The 23,092-nt window shown below is 64.0% G+C and carries 25 protein-coding genes; 10 read left to right on the top strand and 15 right to left on the bottom strand.

Translation table 11 applies throughout. The features are described from left to right. A complete protein-coding gene (locus tag J2X11_RS06165; RefSeq protein WP_309968030.1) occupies window positions 1-1,974 on the bottom strand; it encodes an acetoacetate--CoA ligase in 1,974 nt (657 codons plus the stop codon). Between the two features lie 82 nt (window positions 1,975-2,056). Between J2X11_RS06165 and J2X11_RS06160 the strand changes: the two genes are divergently transcribed. From J2X11_RS06160 to J2X11_RS06150, 3 genes are read left to right on the top strand one after another with little or no spacing between them, the layout of a single operon-like run. Further along, complete coding sequence (locus J2X11_RS06160; protein ID WP_309968027.1) at window positions 2,057-3,277, top strand: cytochrome P450; 1,221 nt, start codon at window positions 2,057-2,059, stop codon at window positions 3,275-3,277. After that, on the top strand, window positions 3,274-3,837 hold the full coding sequence (locus J2X11_RS06155) for a TetR/AcrR family transcriptional regulator (protein ID WP_309968024.1): 564 nt from the start codon (window positions 3,274-3,276) through the stop codon (window positions 3,835-3,837). Before J2X11_RS06160 ends, J2X11_RS06155 begins: the two co-directional genes overlap by 4 nt. Then, the gene (locus J2X11_RS06150; RefSeq protein WP_309968021.1) at window positions 3,834-4,190 is read left to right on the top strand and encodes a hypothetical protein; all 357 of its coding nucleotides are present in this window, start codon (window positions 3,834-3,836) and stop codon (window positions 4,188-4,190) included. The genes J2X11_RS06155 and J2X11_RS06150 overlap by 4 nt, the downstream gene beginning before the upstream one ends. Here J2X11_RS06150 and J2X11_RS06145 read toward each other — a convergent pair. Next, window positions 4,187-4,558: a DoxX family protein gene (locus J2X11_RS06145; protein ID WP_309968018.1), complete on the bottom strand. Its 372-nt coding sequence runs from the start codon at window positions 4,556-4,558 to the stop codon at window positions 4,187-4,189. The two genes, J2X11_RS06150 and J2X11_RS06145, sit on opposite strands and share 4 nt — an antisense overlap. Beyond that, window positions 4,555-5,730: an NADH:flavin oxidoreductase gene (locus J2X11_RS06140; RefSeq protein ID WP_309968014.1), complete on the bottom strand. Its 1,176-nt coding sequence runs from the start codon at window positions 5,728-5,730 to the stop codon at window positions 4,555-4,557. Before J2X11_RS06140 ends, J2X11_RS06145 begins: the two co-directional genes overlap by 4 nt. Before the next feature lie 15 nt (window positions 5,731-5,745). Here J2X11_RS06140 and J2X11_RS06135 point away from each other — a divergent pair, with 15 nt between their 5' ends. Both J2X11_RS06135 and J2X11_RS06130 read left to right on the top strand, forming a co-directional pair. Further along, window positions 5,746-6,432: a class I SAM-dependent methyltransferase gene (locus J2X11_RS06135; protein ID WP_309968011.1), complete on the top strand. Its 687-nt coding sequence runs from the start codon at window positions 5,746-5,748 to the stop codon at window positions 6,430-6,432. After that, window positions 6,432-7,226 carry an alpha/beta fold hydrolase gene (locus tag J2X11_RS06130; RefSeq protein WP_309968008.1) on the top strand — a complete coding sequence of 265 codons (795 nt, stop codon included), beginning with the start codon at window positions 6,432-6,434 and terminating at the stop codon, window positions 7,224-7,226. Before J2X11_RS06135 ends, J2X11_RS06130 begins: the two co-directional genes overlap by 1 nt. Here the strand turns inward: J2X11_RS06130 and J2X11_RS06125 are convergent. Both J2X11_RS06125 and J2X11_RS06120 read right to left on the bottom strand, forming a co-directional pair. Then, a complete protein-coding gene (locus J2X11_RS06125) occupies window positions 7,223-7,567 on the bottom strand; it encodes a TfoX/Sxy family protein (protein ID WP_309968004.1) in 345 nt (114 codons plus the stop codon). The genes J2X11_RS06130 and J2X11_RS06125 overlap by 4 nt on opposite strands. 38 nt (window positions 7,568-7,605) lie before the next feature. Then, window positions 7,606-8,214, bottom strand: coding sequence for a TetR/AcrR family transcriptional regulator (locus J2X11_RS06120; RefSeq protein ID WP_309968002.1), 609 nt, complete (start codon window positions 8,212-8,214; stop codon window positions 7,606-7,608). An 84-nt stretch (window positions 8,215-8,298) separates the two neighbouring features. Between J2X11_RS06120 and J2X11_RS06115 the strand changes: the two genes are divergently transcribed. The 4 genes from J2X11_RS06115 to J2X11_RS06100 all read left to right on the top strand — a co-directional run bounded on the left by J2X11_RS06115 (window position 8,299) and on the right by J2X11_RS06100 (window position 12,003). Next, the gene (locus J2X11_RS06115) at window positions 8,299-9,552 is read left to right on the top strand and encodes a cytochrome P450 (RefSeq protein WP_309967999.1); all 1,254 of its coding nucleotides are present in this window, start codon (window positions 8,299-8,301) and stop codon (window positions 9,550-9,552) included. A 91-nt stretch (window positions 9,553-9,643) separates the two neighbouring features. Continuing rightward, window positions 9,644-10,543, top strand: coding sequence for an ABC transporter ATP-binding protein (locus J2X11_RS06110; RefSeq protein ID WP_309967996.1), 900 nt, complete (start codon window positions 9,644-9,646; stop codon window positions 10,541-10,543). Then, window positions 10,540-11,349 (top strand): ABC transporter permease, encoded by an 810-nt coding sequence (locus J2X11_RS06105; RefSeq protein ID WP_309967993.1) that lies wholly within the window; start codon window positions 10,540-10,542, stop codon window positions 11,347-11,349. Before J2X11_RS06110 ends, J2X11_RS06105 begins: the two co-directional genes overlap by 4 nt. Window positions 11,350-11,478: 129 nt before the next feature. After that, window positions 11,479-12,003 carry a MarR family winged helix-turn-helix transcriptional regulator gene (locus J2X11_RS06100; RefSeq protein WP_309967990.1) on the top strand — a complete coding sequence of 175 codons (525 nt, stop codon included), beginning with the start codon at window positions 11,479-11,481 and terminating at the stop codon, window positions 12,001-12,003. Here the strand turns inward: J2X11_RS06100 and J2X11_RS06095 are convergent. After that, window positions 12,000-13,103: an Rv3169 family protein gene (locus J2X11_RS06095; protein WP_309967987.1), complete on the bottom strand. Its 1,104-nt coding sequence runs from the start codon at window positions 13,101-13,103 to the stop codon at window positions 12,000-12,002. The two genes, J2X11_RS06100 and J2X11_RS06095, sit on opposite strands and share 4 nt — an antisense overlap. Then, complete coding sequence (locus tag J2X11_RS06090) at window positions 13,094-14,197, bottom strand: phosphotransferase family protein (protein WP_309967984.1); 1,104 nt, start codon at window positions 14,195-14,197, stop codon at window positions 13,094-13,096. Before J2X11_RS06090 ends, J2X11_RS06095 begins: the two co-directional genes overlap by 10 nt. A 176-nt stretch (window positions 14,198-14,373) precedes the next feature. Here J2X11_RS06090 and J2X11_RS06085 point away from each other — a divergent pair, with 176 nt between their 5' ends. After that, window positions 14,374-15,888 (top strand): aldehyde dehydrogenase family protein, encoded by a 1,515-nt coding sequence (locus tag J2X11_RS06085; protein WP_309967981.1) that lies wholly within the window; start codon window positions 14,374-14,376, stop codon window positions 15,886-15,888. On the opposite strand, the gene J2X11_RS06080 is transcribed toward J2X11_RS06085, so the two are convergent. From J2X11_RS06080 to J2X11_RS06045, 8 genes are read right to left on the bottom strand one after another with little or no spacing between them, the layout of a single operon-like run. Beyond that, window positions 15,885-16,031 carry a DUF1059 domain-containing protein gene (locus J2X11_RS06080; protein WP_309967979.1) on the bottom strand — a complete coding sequence of 49 codons (147 nt, stop codon included), beginning with the start codon at window positions 16,029-16,031 and terminating at the stop codon, window positions 15,885-15,887. The genes J2X11_RS06085 and J2X11_RS06080 overlap by 4 nt on opposite strands. A 4-nt stretch (window positions 16,032-16,035) precedes the next feature. After that, complete coding sequence (locus J2X11_RS06075; RefSeq protein WP_309967977.1) at window positions 16,036-17,508, bottom strand: FAD-binding protein; 1,473 nt, start codon at window positions 17,506-17,508, stop codon at window positions 16,036-16,038. A 10-nt stretch (window positions 17,509-17,518) separates the two neighbouring features. After that, window positions 17,519-18,256, bottom strand: coding sequence for a glucose 1-dehydrogenase (locus J2X11_RS06070; RefSeq protein ID WP_309967973.1), 738 nt, complete (start codon window positions 18,254-18,256; stop codon window positions 17,519-17,521). A gap of 23 nt (window positions 18,257-18,279) precedes the next feature. Then, complete coding sequence (locus J2X11_RS06065; RefSeq protein ID WP_309967970.1) at window positions 18,280-19,365, bottom strand: NAD(P)H-dependent amine dehydrogenase family protein; 1,086 nt, start codon at window positions 19,363-19,365, stop codon at window positions 18,280-18,282. A 17-nt stretch (window positions 19,366-19,382) separates the two neighbouring features. Then, the gene (locus tag J2X11_RS06060) at window positions 19,383-21,047 is read right to left on the bottom strand and encodes an FAD-dependent oxidoreductase (protein WP_309967967.1); all 1,665 of its coding nucleotides are present in this window, start codon (window positions 21,045-21,047) and stop codon (window positions 19,383-19,385) included. Then, a complete protein-coding gene (locus J2X11_RS06055) occupies window positions 21,044-21,445 on the bottom strand; it encodes a carboxymuconolactone decarboxylase family protein (protein ID WP_309967964.1) in 402 nt (133 codons plus the stop codon). The genes J2X11_RS06060 and J2X11_RS06055 overlap by 4 nt, the downstream gene beginning before the upstream one ends. Beyond that, window positions 21,438-22,319 carry an NAD(P)-dependent oxidoreductase gene (locus tag J2X11_RS06050; protein WP_309967961.1) on the bottom strand — a complete coding sequence of 294 codons (882 nt, stop codon included), beginning with the start codon at window positions 22,317-22,319 and terminating at the stop codon, window positions 21,438-21,440. Before J2X11_RS06050 ends, J2X11_RS06055 begins: the two co-directional genes overlap by 8 nt. Next, the gene (locus tag J2X11_RS06045) at window positions 22,316-23,062 is read right to left on the bottom strand and encodes an SDR family oxidoreductase (protein WP_309967957.1); all 747 of its coding nucleotides are present in this window, start codon (window positions 23,060-23,062) and stop codon (window positions 22,316-22,318) included. The genes J2X11_RS06050 and J2X11_RS06045 overlap by 4 nt, the downstream gene beginning before the upstream one ends. Window positions 23,063-23,092: the final 30 nt, after the last annotated feature.

Genomic DNA, 23,092 nt, shown 5'->3' with positions numbered 1-23,092 from the left:
TCAGGCTCGCTGCTCTACGAAGTCGATGATCCAGTTCAGGGCCGTCAGGTCGTCGACCGCGCCAGCGCTGAGCACCTTCGCCGAATCGCCGCCAAGGAGCAGTCGCTTGACCGGCACTTCGAGCTTCTTGCCCGTACGCGTGTGCGGTAGCGCGGGAGCGATGATGATTTCATCGGGCACGTGGCGAGGTGACGTCTGCTCACGGATGCGCGCCTTGATCCGGTCAGGCAGCCCTTCAAGATCGCTACCTTCTGCCGCCACGACGAACATCGGCATCCAGTAGCCACCATCGGGTTGCTCGACACCGACGACGAGCGAGTCCAGCACATCGGGAAGCGACTCGGCCGCAGCGTAGATCTCAGCGCTCCCAAGCCTGACGCCCTGCCGGTTCAGCGTCGAGTCGGAACGGCCGTGGATCACCACCGTCCCGCGCTCGGTGACGGTGATGGAGTCGCCATGTCGCCATACGCCCGGGAAGGTCTCGAAGTAGGCACCCTCGTACGCGCTGCGGTCAGGGTCGTTCCAGAACGACACAGGCATCGACGGCATGGGGCGGGTGATGACCATTTCACCGGCAACACCCGGCTCGACCGGCTTGCCGTCGTCGTCCCAGACCTGGAGCGAGACGCCAAGCGCGATCGCGCTGATCTCTCCGTCGTAGACAGGAGTGGTTGGCGCACTGGCAACGAAGATCCCGACGATGTCCGTGCCACCGCTCAGCGATGCCACCTGGATGTCGGGGCTGATGTGTTCGCGGACCCACCGGTTGCCCGACGGTGGAAGAACGGACCCGGTGATGCCGACGGTCCTGATCCTCGAAAGGTCCACTTCCTTGCCCGGATCGACGCCCTCGCGTTCGCACAGCTGCAGGTAACCCGGGCTTGCGCCGAACACGGTGACCTGCAGTTCCGCAGCGACGCGCCAGAGCGCATCGGAGGTCGGGACGGCGGGGCTGCCGTCGTACAACACGATGGTTGACCCCACGAGGAGTCCGCCGACCTGTGCGTTCCACATCATCCAATTGGGTGAGGTGAACCAGAAGAACACATCGTCGTCGCGCAGACCCACGTGCAATCCAGCCAGGACGAGCTGCTCCAGCAGCGCACCGCCATGACCGTGCACGATGCCCTTGGGCTTGCCCGTCGTGCCGGAGCTGAACAGCACCCACAGCGGGTGGTCGAAGGAGACGGGTACGGGCTCCATCGACCGAGGACCGGAGACCAAGTCAGCCCACGTCGAGGTGTCAGCCATCGCGGGCTCGAGGCCAGCAGTCGGGACGGTGATGACGTGGCGGGCGGTTGGGAGCAATGCTCGCAAGGCTGCGGCCTCTTCGCGCCGGTCGATGACCTGCCCCTTGAACGTATGACCGGTGCCGACGATGAATACGGTCGGCTCGAGCTGGGCAAGGCGATCTGCCGCCGCGGGCGCCGCATAGTCCATTGCTGTCTGCGCCCAGGTGGCCCCAACGGATGCGGTGGCGAGGAACGCCACGACACCCTCAATGCTGCTGGGCAGGTATGCGACCACACGATGCCCGGTTCCGACACCAAGATCAGCCAGCCCCGCTGCGACCACGCCCACCTGGCGTCGCAGCTCCCGGAACGTGATCGACTCTCGCGTGCCGTCGTCGCGCACCAGCACGATCGCGGTCGCCTCGTCGTCACGGCGAAGGAAGTGTTCAGCAATGTTGAGCGTGGACCCGGGGAACCACTCCGCTCCAGGCATTGACTCGTCACCGAGCGAGACGGTGGGCGGCGTCTCGAACGCGACGTTGAAGAACGCCGCAACAGCACCCCAGAAGTCGCCGGGGTTGGCCGCCGACCATGCCTGGAGCTCACCGAAGTCGGTCGGATCGAGGAAGTACGCCTTGCCCTCTGCCTCAAGCCACCGGGCGAACTGCACCACGCGCGAGCTCTCGATGGAGGCACTCGACGGCACCCATGACGGGGCAACGGAGGAAGACTGAGGCGCCATGTCCCACACAATCCCATACGGGCAGTTCTCTGGGCCCGGAGCAGGACTTGACAGATTCGATGATTTGTAACACCGTTCTGACATGACAGAGACTGTGTCCGATAACGCCGCCTATGTCGCTCGCTCCGAGGCAACGTGGCGAGACCCGTGGCCGATGTACGCCGCCCTGCGCGACCACGACCCTGTGCACCACGTCGTGCCTGAATGCGCACCGGAGAACGACTACTGGGTGCTGACCCGCCATGCTCAGGTCCACGAGGCGGCACGCGACTTCACCACGTTCTCGTCAGCCAACGGCCTCACGATCGAATACGACGAGCTCGAGAAGACCGGCATGGCCGACAACCCGCCGATGGTCATGCAGGACCCTCCGGCGCACACCGAGTTCCGTCGTCTCGTGTCACGCGGATTCACCCCGCGCCAGGTCGAGGCGGTCGAGCCTGCCGTACGAGAGTTCGTTCGAGAGCGCCTGCAGCGACTCGCAGATGCTGGCGAGGGAGACATCGTCGAGGAGCTGTTCAAGCCTCTGCCAAGCATGGTCGTCGCCTACTACCTCGGCGTGCCCGAAGAGGACCGTGGCCAGTTCGACGTCTGGACCGAAGCCATCTTCGAGGCATCCGCCGGCGAGGGATTCGCCGCAGGCGGCGATGCCATCGCCGACCTGATGGTCTACTTCACCGATCTGATCGCGCGCCGACGTACCGATCCAGAGGACGACACCATTTCGCACCTCGTCTCCAGCGGTATGGGGGTGGAGGGCGACGACGAGGGCCTGATGTCGATCCTTGGTTTCGCCTTCACCATGGTCGCCGGCGGCAACGACACCACCACCGGAATGCTCGGCGGCGCCGTTCAGCTGTTGACCCAGAACCCGGACCAGCGCGCCCTCCTGCTTGAGGATCCGAGCCGGGTGCCCGACAGCGTCGACGAGTTCCTCCGGCTGACCTCCCCCGTGCAGGCGCTGGCTCGTACCGCCACCAAGGACGTCGAGCTGGACGACAAGGTCATACCAGCCGGACGCAAGGTGCTGCTGTTGTACGGAGCGGCCAACCGCGACGAGCGTGCCTACGGACCCGACGCTGGCGCCCTCGATGTGCTCCGCCGTCCGCAGCAGATCATGACGTTCTCGCACGGCGCCCATCACTGCCTCGGTGCTGCTGCGGCCCGAATGCAGGCACGAGTCGCCCTCGAGGAACTGCTCGCGTTCTGTCCCACCTTCGAGGTCGACATCGACGCCGTCACCTGGGCGCCGGGGAGCTACGTACGGCGACCGACCTCCGTGCCGTTCCGGAGCGCGTCATGACATGGCTGCGTGAAGAGCACTCGGCGATGGCTGCACAGAACATCCTCGACGCCGCCACGACGTTATTTGTCGAACGCGGCGTCAACGTCGTCGGCATGGCCGATGTCGCGAAGGCCGCCGGATGTTCGCGACAGACGCTCTATCGCTACTTCGACAGTCGCCAGGATCTGCACCTCGCATTCGCACAGCGCGAAGCCGTACGCCTGATCGGGCTGGTCTCGGACGAGGTCAAGTCGATTACCGATCCCCCCGACCGATTGGTGGCGATGATCGTCGCGCTGCTGCGCGAAGTCAGGACCACCGATTACCTGGCGGCTTGGTTCCGCAGCGGAGAGCCGGCCTTGGCGGCGGAGATCGCCAACTCCTCCCCCATGATCGAGTCGCTGGCCCTGACGTTCTTCGCGTCGGACCACCCGAGCGAGCACGCAGTCCAGCTGACACGTTGGTGCATACGGGTGACCATGTCGCTACTCATCACGCCGGGCGCCGACGATACTGATGAGCGACGACTGCTCGAGCAGTTCGTCGCCCCGCTAGCGAAGACCGGAGTGAATGTATGACAGCCACGGACGCCGAGCGCATCGCGATCGCAGATTCGTACCTTCAAGCTCTGCTGTCGCGGGATGGTGCATCGGTCCCGTTCCACCCGAAGGCTGTACGCAAGGAAGCCGGGCTGAAGACCGGGTTCTCCGGAGCTCACCTCACGCGAAGTCTGACGTCAGGGCCGCAGTACAAGCTGGTCAAGGGCATCAGCGAAAAGAACTTCTCCGTGGATGGAGACAACGTCCTCGTCGACTTCCTTCTGGATTCGCGTGGCGTACCGAAGCCTCTGCACGTCTACGAAACGTTTCACATCCCCGCTGACGATCCGCGCATTCGACGTATCGACGTGAAGTTCAGGCGCCCGCGCTAGAACGCGTTGGGGCCGAACCGGAAGATCGCGACGACCGCGGCAACGACCACGATCACCACGTTGAAGGTGACCTCAGACCATTCCGACTTGCGGATATGAAAGATCGCCGCCAGCAGCATCAACAGCCCGAGTCCCGCGGCTGCCAGTGGCGACAGCCACACCGCCTTGTCGACGAGCGCCGGAACGACCACGCCGATGGCGCCGAGTACCTCCGCAACGCCCACGAACCGCACGACCGGAGTCGAGAAGTCCTTGACCCACGGCATAAACGACTCGAGCTTGGCACGCGGCTGAGTGAGCTTCAGCGTTCCAGCAGTCAGGAACATCGCAGCGAGAAAGCCCTGGAGGACCCACAAGAAGATGTTCATGCTGTGGGCTCCAATACGGTGCAGCGAGTGCCGCTGTAGATCGTCGGCATGCACTGGTTGCAATGGATGCAGATGCCCTGTGTGGTCTCGCCTGCTTGCATACGGTTGATCAAGTCAGGCTCACGCAACAGCGCACGACCCATCGCGACGAACTCGAAACCTTCTTCCATGGCCCGATCCATCGTCGCCTTGTCGTTGATGCCACCAAGCATGATCAACGGCATCGAAAGGCCCTCGCGGAAGGCCAGTGCCTTCTCCCGCAGGTAGGCCTCCTCAAACGGGTAGGACTTGAAGAAGCTCTTGCCCATTGGCGTCTTGAGCCCGAACCGTACGAACGCCGGCATGTTGGCCGCGAACTCCTTGAGCGGAACGTCGCCACGGAACAGGTACATCGGGTTGAGCAGCGAGCTTCCGGCGCTGAGCTCGAGGGCGTCGAGGTGACCGTCGGCTTCCAGCATCTGCGCGAACTCGAGCGTCTCGGGCATTGAGAAGCCGGCCGGAGAGCCCTCGGTCATGCCGATCTTGGCGGTCACGGCGGCGGCGTCACCGACCTCCTCGCGGACGACGCGGGCAACATCGCGCGCGAACTTTGCCCGGTTCTCCAGCGAGCCGCCCCAACCGTCCTTGCGACGGTTCTGCTTCGGTGCGAGGAAGGAGCTGAGCAGGTAGCCGTGCGCCATGTGGATCTCGAGTACGTCGAAGCCGGCGTCAACCATGATCCGTGCGGTGCGTACGTAGTCCTTTGTGACCCGAGTGATGTCTGCCGCTGTCGCCGACTTGATCATCTGCATGCTCAGCGGGGACGGCATCTTCGAGGCTGCGATCGCGTGCACGCCGTTGGATCGGCCATTGGCGACCGGCCCAGCGTGACCGAGTTGGCCCGCGATCTTGGCGCCAGTTTCGTGGATCGCATCGGTGAGCCGTTGCAGGCCGGGAGCCGACTTCTCGTTGACGACGATGACTTCCTTCTGCGTACGACCCTCCGGTGCGATGGCGAGGTACGCCACCGTCGTGAGACCGACGCCCCCGCGCGCGGGAGCCAAGTGATAGTCGATGAGCTCATCGGTGACGAGGCTGTCTGGAGTGCGCCCTTCGAAGGTCGCGGCTTTCACCGTACGGTTGCGCAACTGGATCGGTCCCAGGGTTGCCGGCTCGAAGACGTTGTTGACCACGGCGTGAGCCTAGCGGTGGCAGAGGCAGATTTCGGTCCGTTCGACACTGTCGGTGAACGGTTCGGGCTACATTCAGGCATGAGCCTGTGGGGCCGCATATTTGCGGCCGGGTACGACCGGATGATGGCTGCGCCCGAAAAAGCCGTTCTGAGCGGACATCGAAAAGAACTGCTGAAGGACGTCACCGGTTCGGTGTTGGAACTCGGCGGCGGGACAGGCGCCAACCTCCCCTTCTACGGCTCGAAGGTCACGAAGCTCGTGGTCACCGAGCCCGAGGAGCCGATGGCTCGCAGACTTGAGAAGAAGCTCGAGAGCTTCTCACTGCCCGCGACGGTCCTGCAGGTTCCCGCAGAAGATTTGCCGTTCGAGGCAGGCAGCTTTGACTTCGTCGTCTCGACGCTCGTTCTGTGCACCGTCGATGATCCCGCCAAGGCCCTCGCAGAAGCTCACCGAGTCCTCAAACCCGGCGGACAGCTCGTCTTTCTGGAGCACGTACGTTCCGACGACCCCAAACTGGCTCGCTGGCAGGATCGCCTTCACGGCGTATGGAAGCGGGCCGGGTACGGCTGTCGCTGCAACCGGCCGACCGAGGACAACATCGTGAACGCCGGATTCTCGGTCGTGGACCTCGAACACGACCGCCTGCTCAAGGCGTTCCCAATCATCCGTCCGTTGATCGCCGGAGCGGCGGTGCGCAGCTGATGCCCACAGCAACGGTCAACGGCGTCGAGCTGTACTACGAGGAGCGAGGGAGCGGCCCTCCCCTGCTGTTGATGCACGGTACGGGCGCCTATGCGGACCTGTGGAATCCGGTGCTCGATGGTCTCGCTCGCACCTACCGGGTGATCGCGTACGACCGGCGTGGATTTGGTCGCTCGTCATCCGCACCCCGTCAAGGCTTGGCGGCTCAGGCCAAGGATGCGGTCGCACTCCTCAAGGCACTGGGTGCGGCTCCCGCGGCCGTGGTCGGATGGAGCGGCGGCGGTGTGGTCGCGCTGGATCTTGCCGCTTCGGCTCCAGAATGTGTCTCGGAGTTGTTCCTTGCCGAACCGGCCGCGCACATGTCGACGCACCTGACCCGCTCCGCGTTCGCGATGCAGACCCGTGCGAGCGTCCAGCGGTATCTGCGACGAAGTCCCGGAGCCGCGGCGCAAACCATGTATCGATGGGCCAGTGGATCCACAAGCGGGGGAAATACGTTCGACACCCTCCCTGAGGCGTGGCGTGACCAGATGACTGAGAATGGTCCGAGCACCGTGCGTGAGATGGATCAGTTGCTGCGACCCTTCCCTTCGCGCAAGGCGATCCGCTCGATTGCCTGCCCGGTCACCATCCTGGAAGGCGAACTCAGCGATCCGGCGTTCAAGATTGCCGACGCCTTCGTCAAGCGATTGATCCCTCACGCCAAGGTGATCTCGCTGCCGGGAGCAGCCCACTTCTTGCACATCGACCAGCCTCAGCTGTGGGTCGACGCCATCACGCCCGCCTCGACCTAGGCCTTGGCCTTCTTGGGTGGTTTCGGCGACTCCGACATCGCGAATGCCACCGCCTCGGTCACCCAGGACTCGACGACCTCGTCCCGGCAGTCCTCGTTCGGCACCAGAACCATGCCGCGCATGGGGCGCCCGGTGAAGCCCATTTCGTGCGCGCCCTTGGTTATCGCCGCCGCATGACCGTCCCTGCCGACGCGGATCATGAGCCCGTCCTGCATCATTCCGCAGGCCATGTGGGTGTTGACCATGAACGCAAGCCCGCCGAACATCTTCTTCTCTTCGTACGGCGCCAACTCGCCCACCCGGTCACGCACCCTTGCCGCGATTTCCTCGTCGTAGGCCATTCACCGATCTTGGAGCGGACTCAGGGCGTTGTCCAGCGTCAGTCGACAGCGCGCAGAGCTGGCGCGACCCAGCGGCGAAGGTACGAGCGCAGCTCCTGACCGTCACGGGCAGGATCACCGGGATCCAGGAAGAACGACTGCAACATGCGGAGCAGATGTTCGACCAGCTCGACCTGCTCGTCCTCGGCGAGACCGAACGCGGACCAGTCGACTCCGAAATCACTCAGGATCTTCACGCCGAGGGCGATCGACGACGGGAGGGTCAGACCAGACAGCGTGCTGCTGATCTGTCCTGGTGCGACCAGACGGCTGAGTACGGGGTCATCCCGCAGATGCTCGTACACATACGCCACGACTTCGACGATGGCTTCCGCAGGATCCCCGGAACCCTGCAGGTGTTTGACCATATGTTCGACGAGATTGTTCTGCAGGTCACCGACGGCGTACAACGACGCGGCATTGAGCAGATCGTTCGTCGTCGGGAAGTAGCGGTAGACGGTTTGGCGGGTGACTCCGAGCAAATCGGCTATCTCGGAGGTGCTGGTGGTGCCGACCTCAGCGATGCGAGCGACCGTCGCGACCAAGATTCGAGCGCGAGCTTCTTCGGCGTCGCACGGGGGCCGGCCGCCCCATCCGTGTGATCTCACTTGACGACCATACACTTTCGTGTTTGTGTACATCCAGTCTTAAAAAAATGTATGCCCAGTCACACTGGCCAACAAGGGAGCACCATGACCGTCGACATCCTGCCCACAGGCTTCGATTTGACCGACCCAGACGTGAATCTCGCCGGCGTCCCGCACGAGCAGTTTGCGCTGCTGCGCAAGGCTGCGCCGATCCACTGGGTCGAGCAGGCCGACAACGCCAGGGCAGGAATGCACACCGACGCCGGAACCGGTTACTGGGCCGTGACGAGGCACGAGGACATTTCTGAGGTGTCCAAGAACAGCAAGGTCTTCTCCAGCCAGGTCAACGGAGCCATCATCCGCTTGCCGGAGACCGCGACCCGCGAGTCGTTGGAGATGACACAGGTCGTGGTCCTCAACCAGGACGCTCCTGTCCACACCGCGCTGCGCTCGATCATTGCCCGTGGCTTCACACCTCGCGCCATCGGCGCGCTGGATGAGGTACTCGAGGAGCAGGCGCGACGCATCGTGACCGAGGCAGCGGCCGCGGGATCTGGCGACTTCGTCGACCAGGTCGCCTCGCAGTTCCCACTCGAGGTCATCGGCGACATGCTCGGCATCCCGGCCGAAGATCGGCAGAAGATCTTCGACTGGACCAACCAAATGACCGGCGCCGAAGACGAAGACATGGCAAGGGAGGACAACGACCCGGAGGCTGCCGCCGCCGAGGTGCTGATGTACTCGATGGGCCTTGCAGCTGAGCGCAAGGCCAACCCGCGCGATGACATCGTCACCAAGCTGGTGCAGTCCGGCGAGGACGGCGGCCGCGGCCTGACGGACGATGAGTTCGGCTTCTTCGTGATCACCCTCGCCGTCGCCGGCAACGAGACCACCCGCAACGCGACGACCCACGGCATGAAGGCGTTCTTCGACAACCCGGACCAGTGGGACCTCTGGGTACGCGAACGGCCCGCCACGATGATCGACGAGGTCATTCGCTGGGCCACCCCGGTCACGTCCTTCCAGCGGACAGCGCTCGAGGACATCGAGCTCGGTGGTGTACAGATCAAGGCCGGCCAGCGAGTCGGGTTGTTCTACGCCAGCGCCAACTATGACGAAGAGGTGTTCGACGACGCGTTCACGTTCGACATCACGCGCGAGAACAACCCGCACCTCGCCTTCGGCGGCCGCGGAGCTCACTACTGCATCGGCGCGAACCTGGCCCGATCCGAGATCAAGCTGATCTTTGATGCACTCGCCGACATCGCTCCCAACATCCGCCCGACGGGTGATGTTGCCCGCTTGCGTTCCGGTTGGCTCAACGGCATCAAGAGCCTGCCCGTCGCGTACAACGCCTGACCACCCCGAGGACCCCTCAGGGTCTGGGTGGGGGTGAGTTCGGCGTTGACCCCGATGTGGTGACATGCCCGTAGCCACGAGGCTACGGAGCATGATCACCATAGATTCCCTCACGAAGAGGTACGGCGGGTTCACCGCCGTTGACGACGTCTCGTTCACCGCCCGCTCCGGACGAGTCACCGGATTCCTCGGCCCCAACGGCGCCGGCAAATCCACCAGCATGCGCGTCATGGTTGGCCTTACCGTGCCGACGTCAGGTCAGGCTCTGATCGATGGCCGACCCTTCGCCGAGCTCCCCAACCCCGGACGAAAAGTCGGCGTTCTACTGGACGCTTCGGCCCAGCACGCCGGGCGAACCGGCCGAGAGATCCTGACGATCGCCCAGCGCACCATGGGACTGCCCAAGCTCAGCGTCGACCACATGCTGCACAAGGTCAGCCTGACCGACGAGGAAGCCGACCGCCGCGTACGCAACTACTCACTCGGTATGCGCCAGCGTCTCGGCATCGCGACCGCACTCATCGGCGATCCCGAGGTACTGATCCTCGACGAGCCTGCCAACGGACTCGACCCGGCCGGCATCCGCTGGATGCGCGATCTGCTGCGCGAGTACGCCAACAAGGGCGGCACCGTGTTGCTGTCCTCGCACCTGCTTCACGAGATCGAGGTCATCGCCGATGACATCGTCGTGATCGGCAACGGCCGCATCGTTGCCCAGGGCACCAAGTCCGAGCTGCTCGAAGCCGCAGGCACGGTCGTACGGGCCGAGTCGCCAGCCGACCTGACCCGCGCTCTGACTGCCGCTGGCATCACCAGCACTGCATCAACAGACGGCGCAATCCGTACCGACGCCGAACCCGCCCTGGTCGGCAAGGTCGCACTCGCGGCCAGCGTCGCCCTGACCGAACTCAAGTCGGCCGACACGGCCGGCCTCGAGGAAATGTTCCTTGAGCTCACGGCCGAAACCCAGCGAGAAGGAGTAGCAGCATGAGCACCGCAACCCTTGAGGCGAAGGCGCCATCTGTTGCGCGTATCGCTGCCGTCGACCAGCCGATCCCGATGACGCGACTTGTCTCGGTCGAACTGCGCAAGATGTTCAACACTCGATCGGGCTTCTGGCTCATGGCGAGCATCGGCATCGCTGCCGTGCTGGCGACCGGAGCGACGATCCTCTTCGCGCCGGACAGCGAGCTGAATCAGAACAACTTCTCGGCGGCGATCGGCGTCCCGATGACGATCATCCTTCCGATGATCGCGATCCTCTCGGTCACCAGCGAGTGGTCTCAACGCAGCGGACTCACCACGTTCACCCTGGTGCCACGTCGCGGACGAGCGATCGGCGCCAAAGTGATCGCAACCGTCGGCGTCGGCGTGGTCTCAATGGTGATCGCACTCGCCGTAGGGGCTCTCGGCAACGTGCTTGGCTCTGCGATTGCAGGTGTCGACACTGTGTGGAACCTGTCGTTCCAGGAGTTCCTGCTGATCGTCCTCGCGAATGTCCTCGGCATGATGCTCGGTTTCATGCTCGGCCTTGTACTCCGCAACTCATCGGCGGCGATCGTGGGCTACTTCGTGGTTGCGTTCGTACTCGCCGGGATCTTCGCGGCGCTGGCCAACTTCCAGGACTGGTTCAAGGACGCGTGGCCGTGGGTCGACTTCAACTACGCCCAAGGGGCTCTGTACAACGGCGACATGGGCGGCGCCGAGTGGGCGCACCTCGGAGTCACCAGCCTGACCTGGCTGATCATCCCGACAGCCATCGGTCTCCGCCTGGTGATGCGCTCAGAGGTCAAGTAGCACCATTCCCGCGGTGGGCGGTGAGCTAGTTGCCTGTACGACGATTGATAAGGCGACTAACCCACCGCCCATTTCGCTGCCGTTTGGTAGCGTCTCAGGACGTTAGTCCTCACGCCCCAGGAGTTTGCCGTGCCGAGTGCAGAGAACACCCAGCGGATCACCGCACCGTTCGAACTGCATGAAGCGGTCAACGCGACGCTGCCGGATGTGAACCAGGATGTTGCACTCCTCCACTTGACCCTGCTCCACCTCGGACGCATCGTCGAGTCCTCGGTCCAGGCCGTGCTGGCGCCGGAAGGGCTCGAGCTGTCCGAGCACTCAGTGCTGTCGGCGCTGTGGTTTGCCGGACCGCCCCACACGATGTCGCCCACCCAGCTCAGCCAGGTGATTCTTCAGACCACGAGCGGGATGTCCAAGACCTTGCGACGGATCGAGCGGCTGGGCCTGATCGAGCGAGTCGCAGATCCCAACGATGGTCGAGCGAGGCTCGTCGTATTGACCAGTAAGGGTCGCGAGACGGCCGAGCGGCCACTGCGGCAACTCGTAGGCCAATGGACAAGCCAGCTGGACGGCGTCAGCGCCGCGGACCTCAGCAGGGTCTCCGATGCCCTTTGGAAGCTGGTTCCTCACATGGACCCGCGCGTCACCGACTAGGGCGCGACTGACATGTAGTCAGCGAAGCCGGTCGGATCGTGTCGACCGACGCTCGCATGCTCGAACAGCCCGTAGCCGACCTGCCCGTTGCACGTCGCCCGCGCGGAGTGATCGATCACGCCCCACGGGAAGCGGCCGATCATGTCCGGCTGGGTGAGGTCGTACGTTCCGGTGTCGACCCAGTCCTTGCCCTTCCACACGCCGTGGTTCCACTCGGGATCTCCGCCGTAGCCGCAACCAATGTGCAGCGGAACGAAGGAGAGGGTCTCCACCTCGATGAGTAGAGCTTCGCCCTGCGGAGTCGTCAGGTGGATCCGAGCACCGGTCGGGATACGCGTTCCCGACGTGTAGTCGATCTCGAACCGCGGCCAGCCCAGCTGTTCAACCCGCCCGTCAGGAAAGATGCGAACGGCGTCATTGAGGCTACGGAAACCGTTCGGCTGCTCCTGCACGATGACGACAACAGCGAAGTCGTCGAACTGCAGCGGTGCGTACAGCCACCAGAATCCCTCGAGCGCCTGCTCGGCCGCGCGTCCGGCCGGCTCTGCCTCGCCGATCGGTCGGATCCCCCAAGAACGGTCACGCGTACCGGTCCAGTCGCTGACCTCGTACGTCGCGCCCCCGACCTGCAGCGAGCCTTCCCACGTGCCGACCTGCGCGAAACGCTGGGCGTCCAGCGTCGGGCGGTCGTTGGCGTCCAGCATGATGTGCCGCTGCTCCAACACCGCCGGGAACGAGCCAGTCCAGGTCAGGTCAAACCCGACATGGTCGTTGTCGCAGGTCAGGCGCAACTTGTTGAGCGGTTCGAGCACCTCGAGTCGCATCGGCCCGACCTGCTGATCGAGCGACCTGGCCTCGAGTGCGTCTGAGAGCCGCAACGAGAACTGCTGGTCCTTGACTCGTACGGTCGCGAACGCGTCGCGCACACCAAGGTTCGGGTACGTGCCGATACCGGCGATCAGGAAGACCTCGCCCAACTTGTCGTGGGCATTGAGGTAGCAGCGGTCGTAGAAGTTGCGGTCGCTGCTGTCGGCCCGTGCGATGGGCAACGGCGCCTGGTGGATCGGGAACTCGTCGAGCTCAGTCGGCATCAGGCCCATTCGTACGTACCTTCCAGGAGTCGCTTGATCAGGTCAGCGTGCATGACGAAGCCATCGGGATCGTCGGGCTGCTGCTCCTCGCCGAAATGGATCATCCGGCGCTTGACCTGGCTCATCACGACGGCGTGGCGAAGCGACGAGTAGACGATGTACCAATCGAAGTCGCGGACTGTGTGTCCGCTGAGCTCCTCGTACGTCGCGATCACGTCTTCGCGACGACAGAAGTCCGGGATGCCGGGCATCTCGAACACGTTGGCAATGTCCTGGAAGAACACGTGCAGGAACACGACCCACGCGACGTCGAGCTCACGCGGGGCGATCGCAGCCATCTCCCAGTCGATGACGGCAGCTGGCTCGAAGCCATCAAAGATGATGTTGCCGGGGCGCGCGTCGCCCCAACTGAGGACACCAGTGCCGGGGTCGGCAGGCCAGTTGGCCTCCAGCCACTCGAACGTCTCCTCAATGATCGGGATGCGCAGCCCATCGGTGGCGCGAGTCCACTCGTAGTAGGTACGCAGGGCGTCAACGTGGGCGCGCAGGGGCTCGCCCTCGGGTGCCAGCGACGAGAACACCGTTGATGCGTCAGCGATGCCATGGATGCCGGCGAGCGCCTTGACGGTCCCATCCTGGAGCTGCCGACGCTCTTCAGGCGTGGCATCCATGAGCCAGCCACCAAACACGTACGGCGGGTTGTCTGTCGGCGTACGGCCGACTACGGCCCTCATCACGCCGAACGGAGCTCCGACGACATCGCCGGTCTCCTCGACGCCGACGATCGGCGGGACGGGCACATCGCTGTGCTCAGCGACGAGCTTCATGATCTCGAACTGCTGGACGATGTCGTACGACGGGAACACCGGGAACGATGTGTCCTCCGGAGGCATCCGAGCGACGAGTGGCTCGGAGTTGGCGTCAAAGAGCAGCGTCACGCTGGACATACCGCCACCTTGCGGCGCGTGCAGGTCGGAGATCGTGACCGGCTCTCCGCCGGTCTCCCCCAGCCACGCTGCGATGGGCTCAGCCAAAGTCGCGAAGTCGCGCTCGTGCACGGTCATTTTTGTTTCGGCGTGCACGTCGTGATCTGACGCAGTCATGTATTCTCCCTAGAAGTAGCGTCCTAGGACGGCAGTAGATCAGCATCCCGTATCGAAGGTCAAGCATTCGAGTAACTGGACACTTGTCTAGTCACTCTTCCAGAAAATGAGAACATGTTCTACCCTCGGCTCATACTTGTGTTGACCCACAGCTCACGAACAGAAGGCAGTTACCGATGACCTCCACGCAACCCGTCTCAGCTCCGGTCACGTCCGGACAGTTCGATGTGGTCAACCCGGGAACAAGCGCCGTCGTCGGCACCTACCCGATTCATACGGCTGACGACATCGCCGACCGACTCGACCAGGCACGCGAGGCGCAGATCTGGTGGGCCGCTCAAGGGTTCAGCGGGCGCAAGCGCATCCTGACCAGCTGGGTGCGTTGGCTGGCTGCCCATGCGGAGGAGATCTATGAGCTGGGCAACGCCGAGACCGCTCGACCTGTCGGTGACATTCAGATGGAATTCATCGCCGGCCTCGAGGACATTCGGTGGACAGCGGCCCACGCCGAGCGCGTACTGAAGCGTCGCAAGGTCGCACCCGGCATCGCCTTCCCCAACTTCGCCGCAGACGTGGTTCACGAGCCCCTCGGCGTCGTCGGCATCATCACTCCGTGGAACGTCCCGATCTACACCGTTCTGAGCGGCGCCGCATGCGCCCTGGCTGCAGGCAACACCGTGATCGTGAAGCCCAGCGAGCTCAGCGCGGGCGCTGGCGCCTTCGTCATCGAGGGCTTCTACAAGGCAAACCCCGACGTGCCGGTGGGCATCATCAGTTACGTGCACGGCCTCGGCGAGACCGGCGCTGCGCTGTGCAAGTCAGGCGTCGACAAGCTGGCCTTCACCGGCTCGGTCCCCACAGGCCGTCGAGTGATGGCTGCGTGCGCCGAGAAGCTCACTCCGGTGGTTCTGGAGCTTGGCGGCAAGGACGCGACCATCGTCGCCGAAGATGCAGATCTCGAAGCGGCCGCCACAGCGGTCGTCTGGGGCGCCTTCTTCAACGGCGGTCAGGCCTGTGTCGGCGTGGAGCGCGTGTACGTCGTCAAAGAGGTCCGCGACGCGTTCTTGGAGCTCGTACGTACGAAGGCCGAGAAGGTCACCGCAGGACTGGAAAGCGGCGCCAGCTACGGCCCGATGATCACCCCGGGTCAGATCGAGATCGTGCGTCGCCACATCGATGCAGCGATCGCTGGGGGCGCAACGGTGCTGATCGGCGGGCCCGAATCAGTAAGGCCGCCGTTCGTGCACCCCGTCGTGCTGGTCGACGTACCCGAAGACAACGCAGCAGTGTGCGAAGAGACCTTCGGTCCGGTCGTCGTGATCAACACGGTCGAGGACATCGACGACGCGATTCGACGTACGAATGGCACGTCATTCGGACTCGGCGCCTCCGTGTTCTCGAAGCGACGTGGCGCAGAGATCGCGAGTCGGATGCGGTCAGGCGGCGTCACGGTCAACGCCGTGCTGTCGTTCGTCGGTATGCCGTCAGTGCCGTTCGGCGGCGTCGGCGACTCAGGCTTCGGCCGCTTCCACGGCGATGCCGGCCTGCGCGAGTTCACGTTCGCCAAGAGCACGGTCCGCAAGAAGTTCAGCATGGGCCCGAACGTGCAGGAGTTCCCCCGCACGGAGGAGCAGTACGACGTCATCCGCAAGACGATCAAGATGCGGTACGAACGGAAGTTCCGCAGCTAAAAAGCCATGAAGAGGATCATGTCTCGGTCGTACTCGCGACCGGGATGATCCGCTTCGAGATGCTCCTGAACCTTCGCTACGAGGTCGTCTTCATCAGTTCCGACGATCTGCAATGAGCACGGGCAGTTCAAGCGTGTCTTCATCCGACTATCCCTTCTGCGCCACCGCAGACGCGGCATGGATACCAGCGCGCCTGCCGAAGAACGAGCCCTCGCCGAGCTGGGTGCCCGAGCAGTAGCCGTTGCCGTCTTGAGCAATGTTGGACGCACACGCGCCCGCTGCATAGAGCCCGCGAACGACTGAGCCGTCCTCACGCTTGGCCTGACCATCGACCGTCGTTGAAATGCCACCGATCGTGAATCCCGCGTAAAGCGCGACGCCGAGAGTGAGGTCGAGGACTGCCCACGGTGCCGTCGTCTGCGGCGCCAGCCAGTCGGGGTGCTTGTGGAAGTCCGGATCCTCGCCGTTCGCGGCGTGGGAGTTGTAGCGATCGAGGGTCCCGCGGAGAACCTCAACGGGGATGTCGAGTCCTTCAGCCATCTCCTCGACCGTCTCGTAGCCGTCCTTGAGCGGTACGAGCGGCATGAGCTGCTCCGCGTAGTGCTCAGCGTCGACGATCAGGTAAGCAGCCGAATCGGGCTGCTTCATCACGTGGTACGAGCTGCGTGCGTGATAGCTGTCCTCGGCGACGAACCGCTTGCCCAGTTTGTTGATGACCAGGCCCTTGACGAGTTGCGACGGCGGATAGAACGGGGCCGTGATGAACGGCTCTTCCATGTGCTCCAGAGCGGCTCCCACGGACTGTCCAAGGCGAATGCCCAGACCGTCGTCGTACGTCGAGCCAAGGGTGAACAGCTTTTCGCCGAGTGCGGGGGTGTACTTCGCTACCATGTCGGGGTTCATGACGAACCCGCCAGCAGCCAGGACGACCGACGAGGATGCGACCGTGCCTGTCTTGTCGAACGACTTCCACGCGACACCCACGACGTCGTCGCCCTCGACCAGGAGGTTGCTCACGCCGGTCTCGTAGCGAACGTCGACTCCGGCTTCCTCGACCCTTGTACGCAGGAGGTCCATCACGATCCTGGTGCCTTCGGTGTCGCCGGGTACGGGAACCTTGTGACCGCGCGGCGCGGGCTTGATCTTGTCGCGGTACGGGTAGACCTTCTCGTTACCCGTGAACATGAGTCCCTGGGTGCCGGGCTGGATGACGGCCTTGTCGGCAAAGAACGAGCGCTCGAATTGGAAGCCGAGGGCTTCGAGCCAATCGAACAGCTCGACGGATCCTTCGCAGTAGGCGCGGATCTTCTCTTCGTCCGGGTCCTTCGTGCTCGCCATCAGATAGGCGGTCATCGCCTCGACGGAGTCCTCGTGGCCTGTCGCCTGCTGCACTGCTGTCCCGCCGCCGAGGTAGAAGTGGCCGCCGGACATCGACGACGTACCTCCGTGAACGGCCGACTTCTCCAGCAGCAGCACGCGCGCCCCTGCGCGCGCGGCCTCGAGCGCAGCGCAACCGCCAGCGATGCCGAAGCCCACGACGACGACGTCAAACGTCTCGTCAGGCTGAACGTCGGAGATAACAGGAGGTACCGCGAGCCCTGCGGGGGTGTTCGATGACATGGTTCTTCTCTCAGAGCTTGGTGGGGATCATTGAAACGGTGCCGCCGTCCACGACGAACTCAGCGCCCGTGGAGAACGACGACTCGTCACTGGCGAGGAACAGCACGAATGTCGCGACTTCCTCGGGCTTGCCCGGGCGACCCAGTGGAATCGGGATCATGTCCTCGGGCATTGCGTCCGTAGCAGGCGTACTGATGCGACCTGGGTGGATCGAGTTCACTCGGATGCCGTGCGGAGCAAGCTCAAGTGCGACTGACTTGGTCAGGCCGCGCAGCCCCCACTTGGAGGCGACGTAGCCGTGGGCCCACGGCGTGCCGCGGAGACCTTCAATCGACGAGGTGTTGATGATCGAGCCACCGCCAGCGGCAATCAACGCGTCAGTTGCGGCGCGCATACCGAGGAAGGCGCCGGTCAGGTTGACGTCGAGCATCTGGTGCCAGAGATCAGCCTTGTAGCGATTGATCGGGCCGCCATTGAAGATGCCGGCGTTGTTGAACAGAACGTCGAGCTTGCCGAACTCCGAGACGGTGAGCTCAACGGCCTTGCGCCAGTCATCGTCGCTGGTCACGTCGAGGTGCACGTAGCGTGCCGCGTCGCCCAACTCCTTCGCGAGCGCTTCGCCTTCGTCGTCCAGGAGGTCACCGATGACCACCTTGGCGCCCTCGGCGACCAGCAACCGGGCACTCGCGCCACCGATGTTGCGCGCACCTCCGCTGATCAGGACTACCTTGCCGTCAACACGTCCCATGGTGGTTCCTTCTTCCGTCTGAGCTAGTTAGCCAGCGTGGTCGCGAAGACGCCACGGGCGGTGTTGAACGGCAGGTCGAGCATCGTTTTGAATCCCGGACCTGCGGCGATGACATCAGGGATGGCGTTGACCATGCGCCCGGCTGCGGTGGCGATCGCCGCGTAGTTGTGGTCGCCGCGCTCGCTCGTCGGGCAGACGTCGACGACGTACGACGGCTCACCGATGATCTCGACGCGGTAGGAGCCGCCCTCCTGGGCCGGCTGGGGCCAGTCGGGGCGGATGCCGTCCATGATGCGTGTCGTGTGGTCGATGACCAGGACTTCCTTGCCGTTGACGACGCCCGCGATCTGGAAGTTCACAGCCGCAACCGTGCCCTTCTTGATGTGACCGACCGCGATGTCGAGCGCTTCTGGCGCGGGCTCCTGCTCGAACCGCTCGACGATCTCGTCGAGCTCGAAGCCGAAGCCCTTGGCCATCAGGCGCAGGCTGACTCCCCAGGCAGCGGTGAGCGTTCCCGGCTGGAACAGCATCGGCAGCTCGCCGATTTCGTTGCCGAAGCCCATCACGTCGAACATCACGGGTGCGCCGTCGTAGGTGGCGTAGTCGGCGATCTCCGAACAGGTGATCTTTTCGACCTTCTGGCAGGTCGACGCGATGGCGAACGGCAGCAGGTCGTTGGCCCAACCCGGGTCGACGCCCGTCACGAAAAGGCTCACGTTGCCGGCCTTGCAGGCGTCCTCGAGTGGATCGATCATGCTGTCGGGCAACAGTCCGTACGGATAGACGAGTGTTGCCGGTGAAGAGCTGACCACGTTGATGCCGGCGGCAAGGATCTTCTGCAGGTCGGCAAGCGACTCGAAGAACCGGACCTCGGCGAGTGCACAGTAGACCGCGCAGTCAGGCTTCAGCGCGATCGCTGCGTCCAGGTCGTCGATCGCCGTGATGCCGGTGACGACATCGATCCGCGCGAGCGCCCCTGCGTCCTGGCCCACCTTCTCCGGATCAGAGACGACGAGGCCGACCAGCTCGAAACGCGGGTCCTCGATCACCTGGGACAACGCGATGCGGCCGACATTGCCAGTTGCAATATGGATCACTCGGATGGGCATGACGCTCTCCTCGGTGGTCAATGCTCGGCCCCGATACGGATCTGCTCTTCGAGATCAGAGATCTTCAGACGCGGCCTGCCGAGAGCTTTGCCCTCTGCGCGCTCGTGGCTGTCGAGCCTCTTCCACGCGACCAGGTCGACGATGGCGACGCCACGTCCAGTGAGCAGCGCGTCGAAGGTCTCCTGGTTGCCACCGGGCTCGGGCAAGCGCCCTTCGTAGTAGTCGTCGAGCAGCGCAGTGGCGGTCTCGACGGCACACGTACGGTTGGTGCCGATCACGCCGGTCGGGCCACGCTTGACCCAGCCAGTCGCGTACGTCGCAGCTACCAACGAACCTGTCGCGGGGTCGGTGACACGGCCCTCGTCGTGGGCCAATCGGCCGGCCTGCTCGTCGAACGGCACACCCTCAATGGCGGTCGAGCGGTAGCCCGTGGCTCGCAGGACGAGACCCGCGTCGATGGTCTCGACCTTCGAGGGGTCGCTCGTATGCGCGAGGGCAATTCCGGCGACTCGGTCCTCCCCCAACACTTCTTGAGACAGCAGAGCCTGAGGAGTGAGGCCGAACTTGAGAACCAGTCGCTTGCCACCACTGGGTGTCGACTCGGCCACTCGTCGCAGCAGGGCCGCCTTTTGGCTGGTGGCGTACGTACCGGCAGTGCGTTCGCTGTCGTCGACGTCAGACAGTGTGGCGAGATCAGCCGGATCGACGATGACGTCGATGCCCGGGTTGTTGACGAGTGCCATGAGCTCGGGCGTGGTGAACGCTGCGTGCTCAGGCCCGCGTCGTCCGACAAGGACAACTTCCTGGATCCCGGAAGCCGCCAGTGCCTCGATGGCGTGAGGTGCCATGTCGGAGGAGCTGTGCAGGTCATCAGTGTTGACCAGGAGCAGACGCGCCATGTCGAGGGCGACGTTGCCGTTGCCGATGATGACGGCACGCTCGTGATCGAGTGCAGGTGCGAGGTCGACGTAGTCCGGCTGACCGTTGTACCAAGTGACGAACTCTGCAGCTGAGTAGCTGCCCGGCAGGTCCTCACCGGGGATGCCCAGCGTGCGACCGATGGCCGCGCCAGTCGCGTAGACCACGGCGTGGTGGTGCTCAAGGAGCTCCTCGTGAGTGACATCGCTGCCGACATTGACGTTGAGTCGTACGGTCGTGCTCTTGTGGCGGGCGATCGTGTCGAACATGACCGACGAGTCTTTGGTGCCCAAGTGATCGGGTGCGACGCCATGGCGTACGAGGCCGTGCGGCGTAGCCAGACGATCAATGACGGTGATCTCGACGTCAGCGCGCCTCGTGGCGGCAAGCTCTTCAGCAACAAACCAACCCGACGGGCCGGAACCGACGACGGCAACGCGCAGCGGCGCGGCCTGGTCCTGAACCTTCGGTCCAGCCGGCGGCGGAGCTGCGGGGAACGGGATGTCCCCTACCCAGGTGAAGTAGTCGGCGTTGATCTGGGCGTAGTCGCTGAGGTGCTCCGGCAGCTCAGAATCTGCGTGTACGGCGCTCACCGGGCATGCGGGAACGCACGCGCCGCAGTCGATGCACTCGTCCGGATTGATGTAGAGCATCTCCGCCGTGGCGAAGTCCGGATCGTCCGGTGCGGGGTGAATGCAGTCGACTGGGCAGACGGCCACACACGATGCATCGTTGCAACACGACTGGGTGATGATGAAGGTCAAGGACCCGAATCCTTTTCGCGCTGTGCTCGGGCGGCCTTGGCGATCGTGTCTTCCACAATGGAGTTGAGACGGGCACCTTGGGGCCAACCGGCGTAATGACTGAGGAAGACAACAATCTCACGAAGCGCTTCGTCGTCGAGATCCCCTGCCCCATATGCAGCCGGAACCTGGATTCCGAGTACATCCGCCGCACCCTGTCCGGCGAGCATTCCGATGAGCAGAAGGCGACGATCCCGGTCGCTCAGACCCGGTCGGCTCCAGATGTCGGCGAACAGGTGATCCGCGGTGTACGCGAAGAAGTCGCCGCCACCGTCGCTCATGTCGAAGCCGTAGACCTGCTCCATCTTGCGCAGACCTTTGGCTCGCAGCTCGGGTAGGTCATCAAACTTCTCAGCCATCGTGATCTCCTTGCAGGCCGAGGGCCGGCCCTAGCCGGTCCGCAGCGAGGCGGGCCAAAGGTACGTCGACGTCGAGCTTCTCGGCCAACTGAATCGCGAAGCCCAGATCCTTCTCGCCCAATGCTCGTACATGGGAGAAGACGCCTTCCCAGAAGTCGCCCTCCGGGATCGGTGCTGTCGTGTCCCGGTGCATGACCGCACCCGGTCCACCAGTGATGGCATCGGTGTGTCGTACGACGTCGCCGAGCACCTTGATGTCGAGCCCCGCGGCCTCGGCGAGACGCGCGGCCTCGGCGGTTGCCGTGAACGAAACGAAATGCAGGAGGTTGCGGGCCAGCTTGAATTTGGTGCCGCTGCCCAGTTCTCCGGCGTGGATGACTTTGGTGCCCATAACCGAGAGCACCGGCTCCACGGCCTTGAACGCCTCCGAGCTTGCGCCGACCATGATCGCCAGCGAACCATCGGCCGCGCCCATCGGACCGCCGGAGACCGGAGCGTCGACGATCTCGACAGCAAATCCGCAGACGCCCATGACCTGATTGACCAGTTCTGCGGGTGTCTCGGGTGCCACGGTCGAGTGGATGACGAACGACACCGGGATGAAGTCGTTGCGGGTCTGGAGGTCCTTGAGGACCTCCCCCAGCACACTGCGTACCTGGTCATCGTCGCGAACCATCACGCAGATGACGTCAGCCCAGTTGCCCAAAGCGCCGATCGACTCGGCCTCCGTGGCACCGGCAGCGACCAGTTCGGCAACGGGCTCGGGAGCGACATCGAAGACCCGAAGGTCGATCGATTCGTCCGCAGCAAGCCTCAGCGCCATCGGCTTGCCGATGTTGCCAAGGCCGATGAAGCCGGTGCGTTTTGGTTTCACGACCGCCACGTCTGGCCACCATCGACTGCAAGGATCTGCCCGGTCACCCAGGACGACTCATCGGACAGCAGGAACAGCGTCGCGCCGACCATGTCTTCGGGCTGGCCCATGCGCTTGAGCGCCATGGTCTTGATGATGTCCTTCGTCGCGTCGCCCGCCTGCACGCGAGTGGCCTCGGTGTCGACGGGACCCGGAGCAACCGCGTTGACGCGGATGTTCATACCGCCAACCTCGTGCGCGAGCTGCTGAGTGAGTCCGTTGACTCCGACTTTCGCCAAACCGTAGAAGCCGGAGTAAAGGTAGGCCGCGGTGCTCGACTGGTTGACGATCGAGCCACCACCGCGCTTCTGCATCGACGGGTAGAGCGCACGGGTCATGACCAGCGCACCATCCATGTTGACGCTCATGAACTTGCGGTAGTAGTCCCAGTCGACCGTGATCAGCAGGTCGAACTCCATGGCGCCGTAGATGGCGGCGTTGTTGACCAGTCCGTCGACGCCACCCCATTCGCCCTCAACCGTTGCAGCGAGCGCAGCGGCGGAGTCTGCCGACGAGACGTCGCACGACACGAACATGGCCGTCCCGCCATCTGCCTCGATGGACTTGGCAACCTGCTCGCCCGACTCCGCGTTGAGGTCAGCGACGACAACCTTGGCGCCTTCAGCTGCCAACGCGCGTGCGTAGGCCTCGCCGATGCCCTGTGCGGCGCCGGTGACGACGATGACTTTGTCTTTGAAACGCACGTTTTGATTAGACACAGTGCTCCTTGAAGT

The sequence above is a fragment of the Aeromicrobium panaciterrae genome, assembly GCF_031457275.1.
GTDB classification, from domain to species: Bacteria; Actinomycetota; Actinomycetes; order Propionibacteriales; family Nocardioidaceae; genus Aeromicrobium; species Aeromicrobium panaciterrae_A.
Note: the sequence above shows the minus strand (reverse complement) of the source record. Positions and strands in the feature narration are given on the sequence as shown.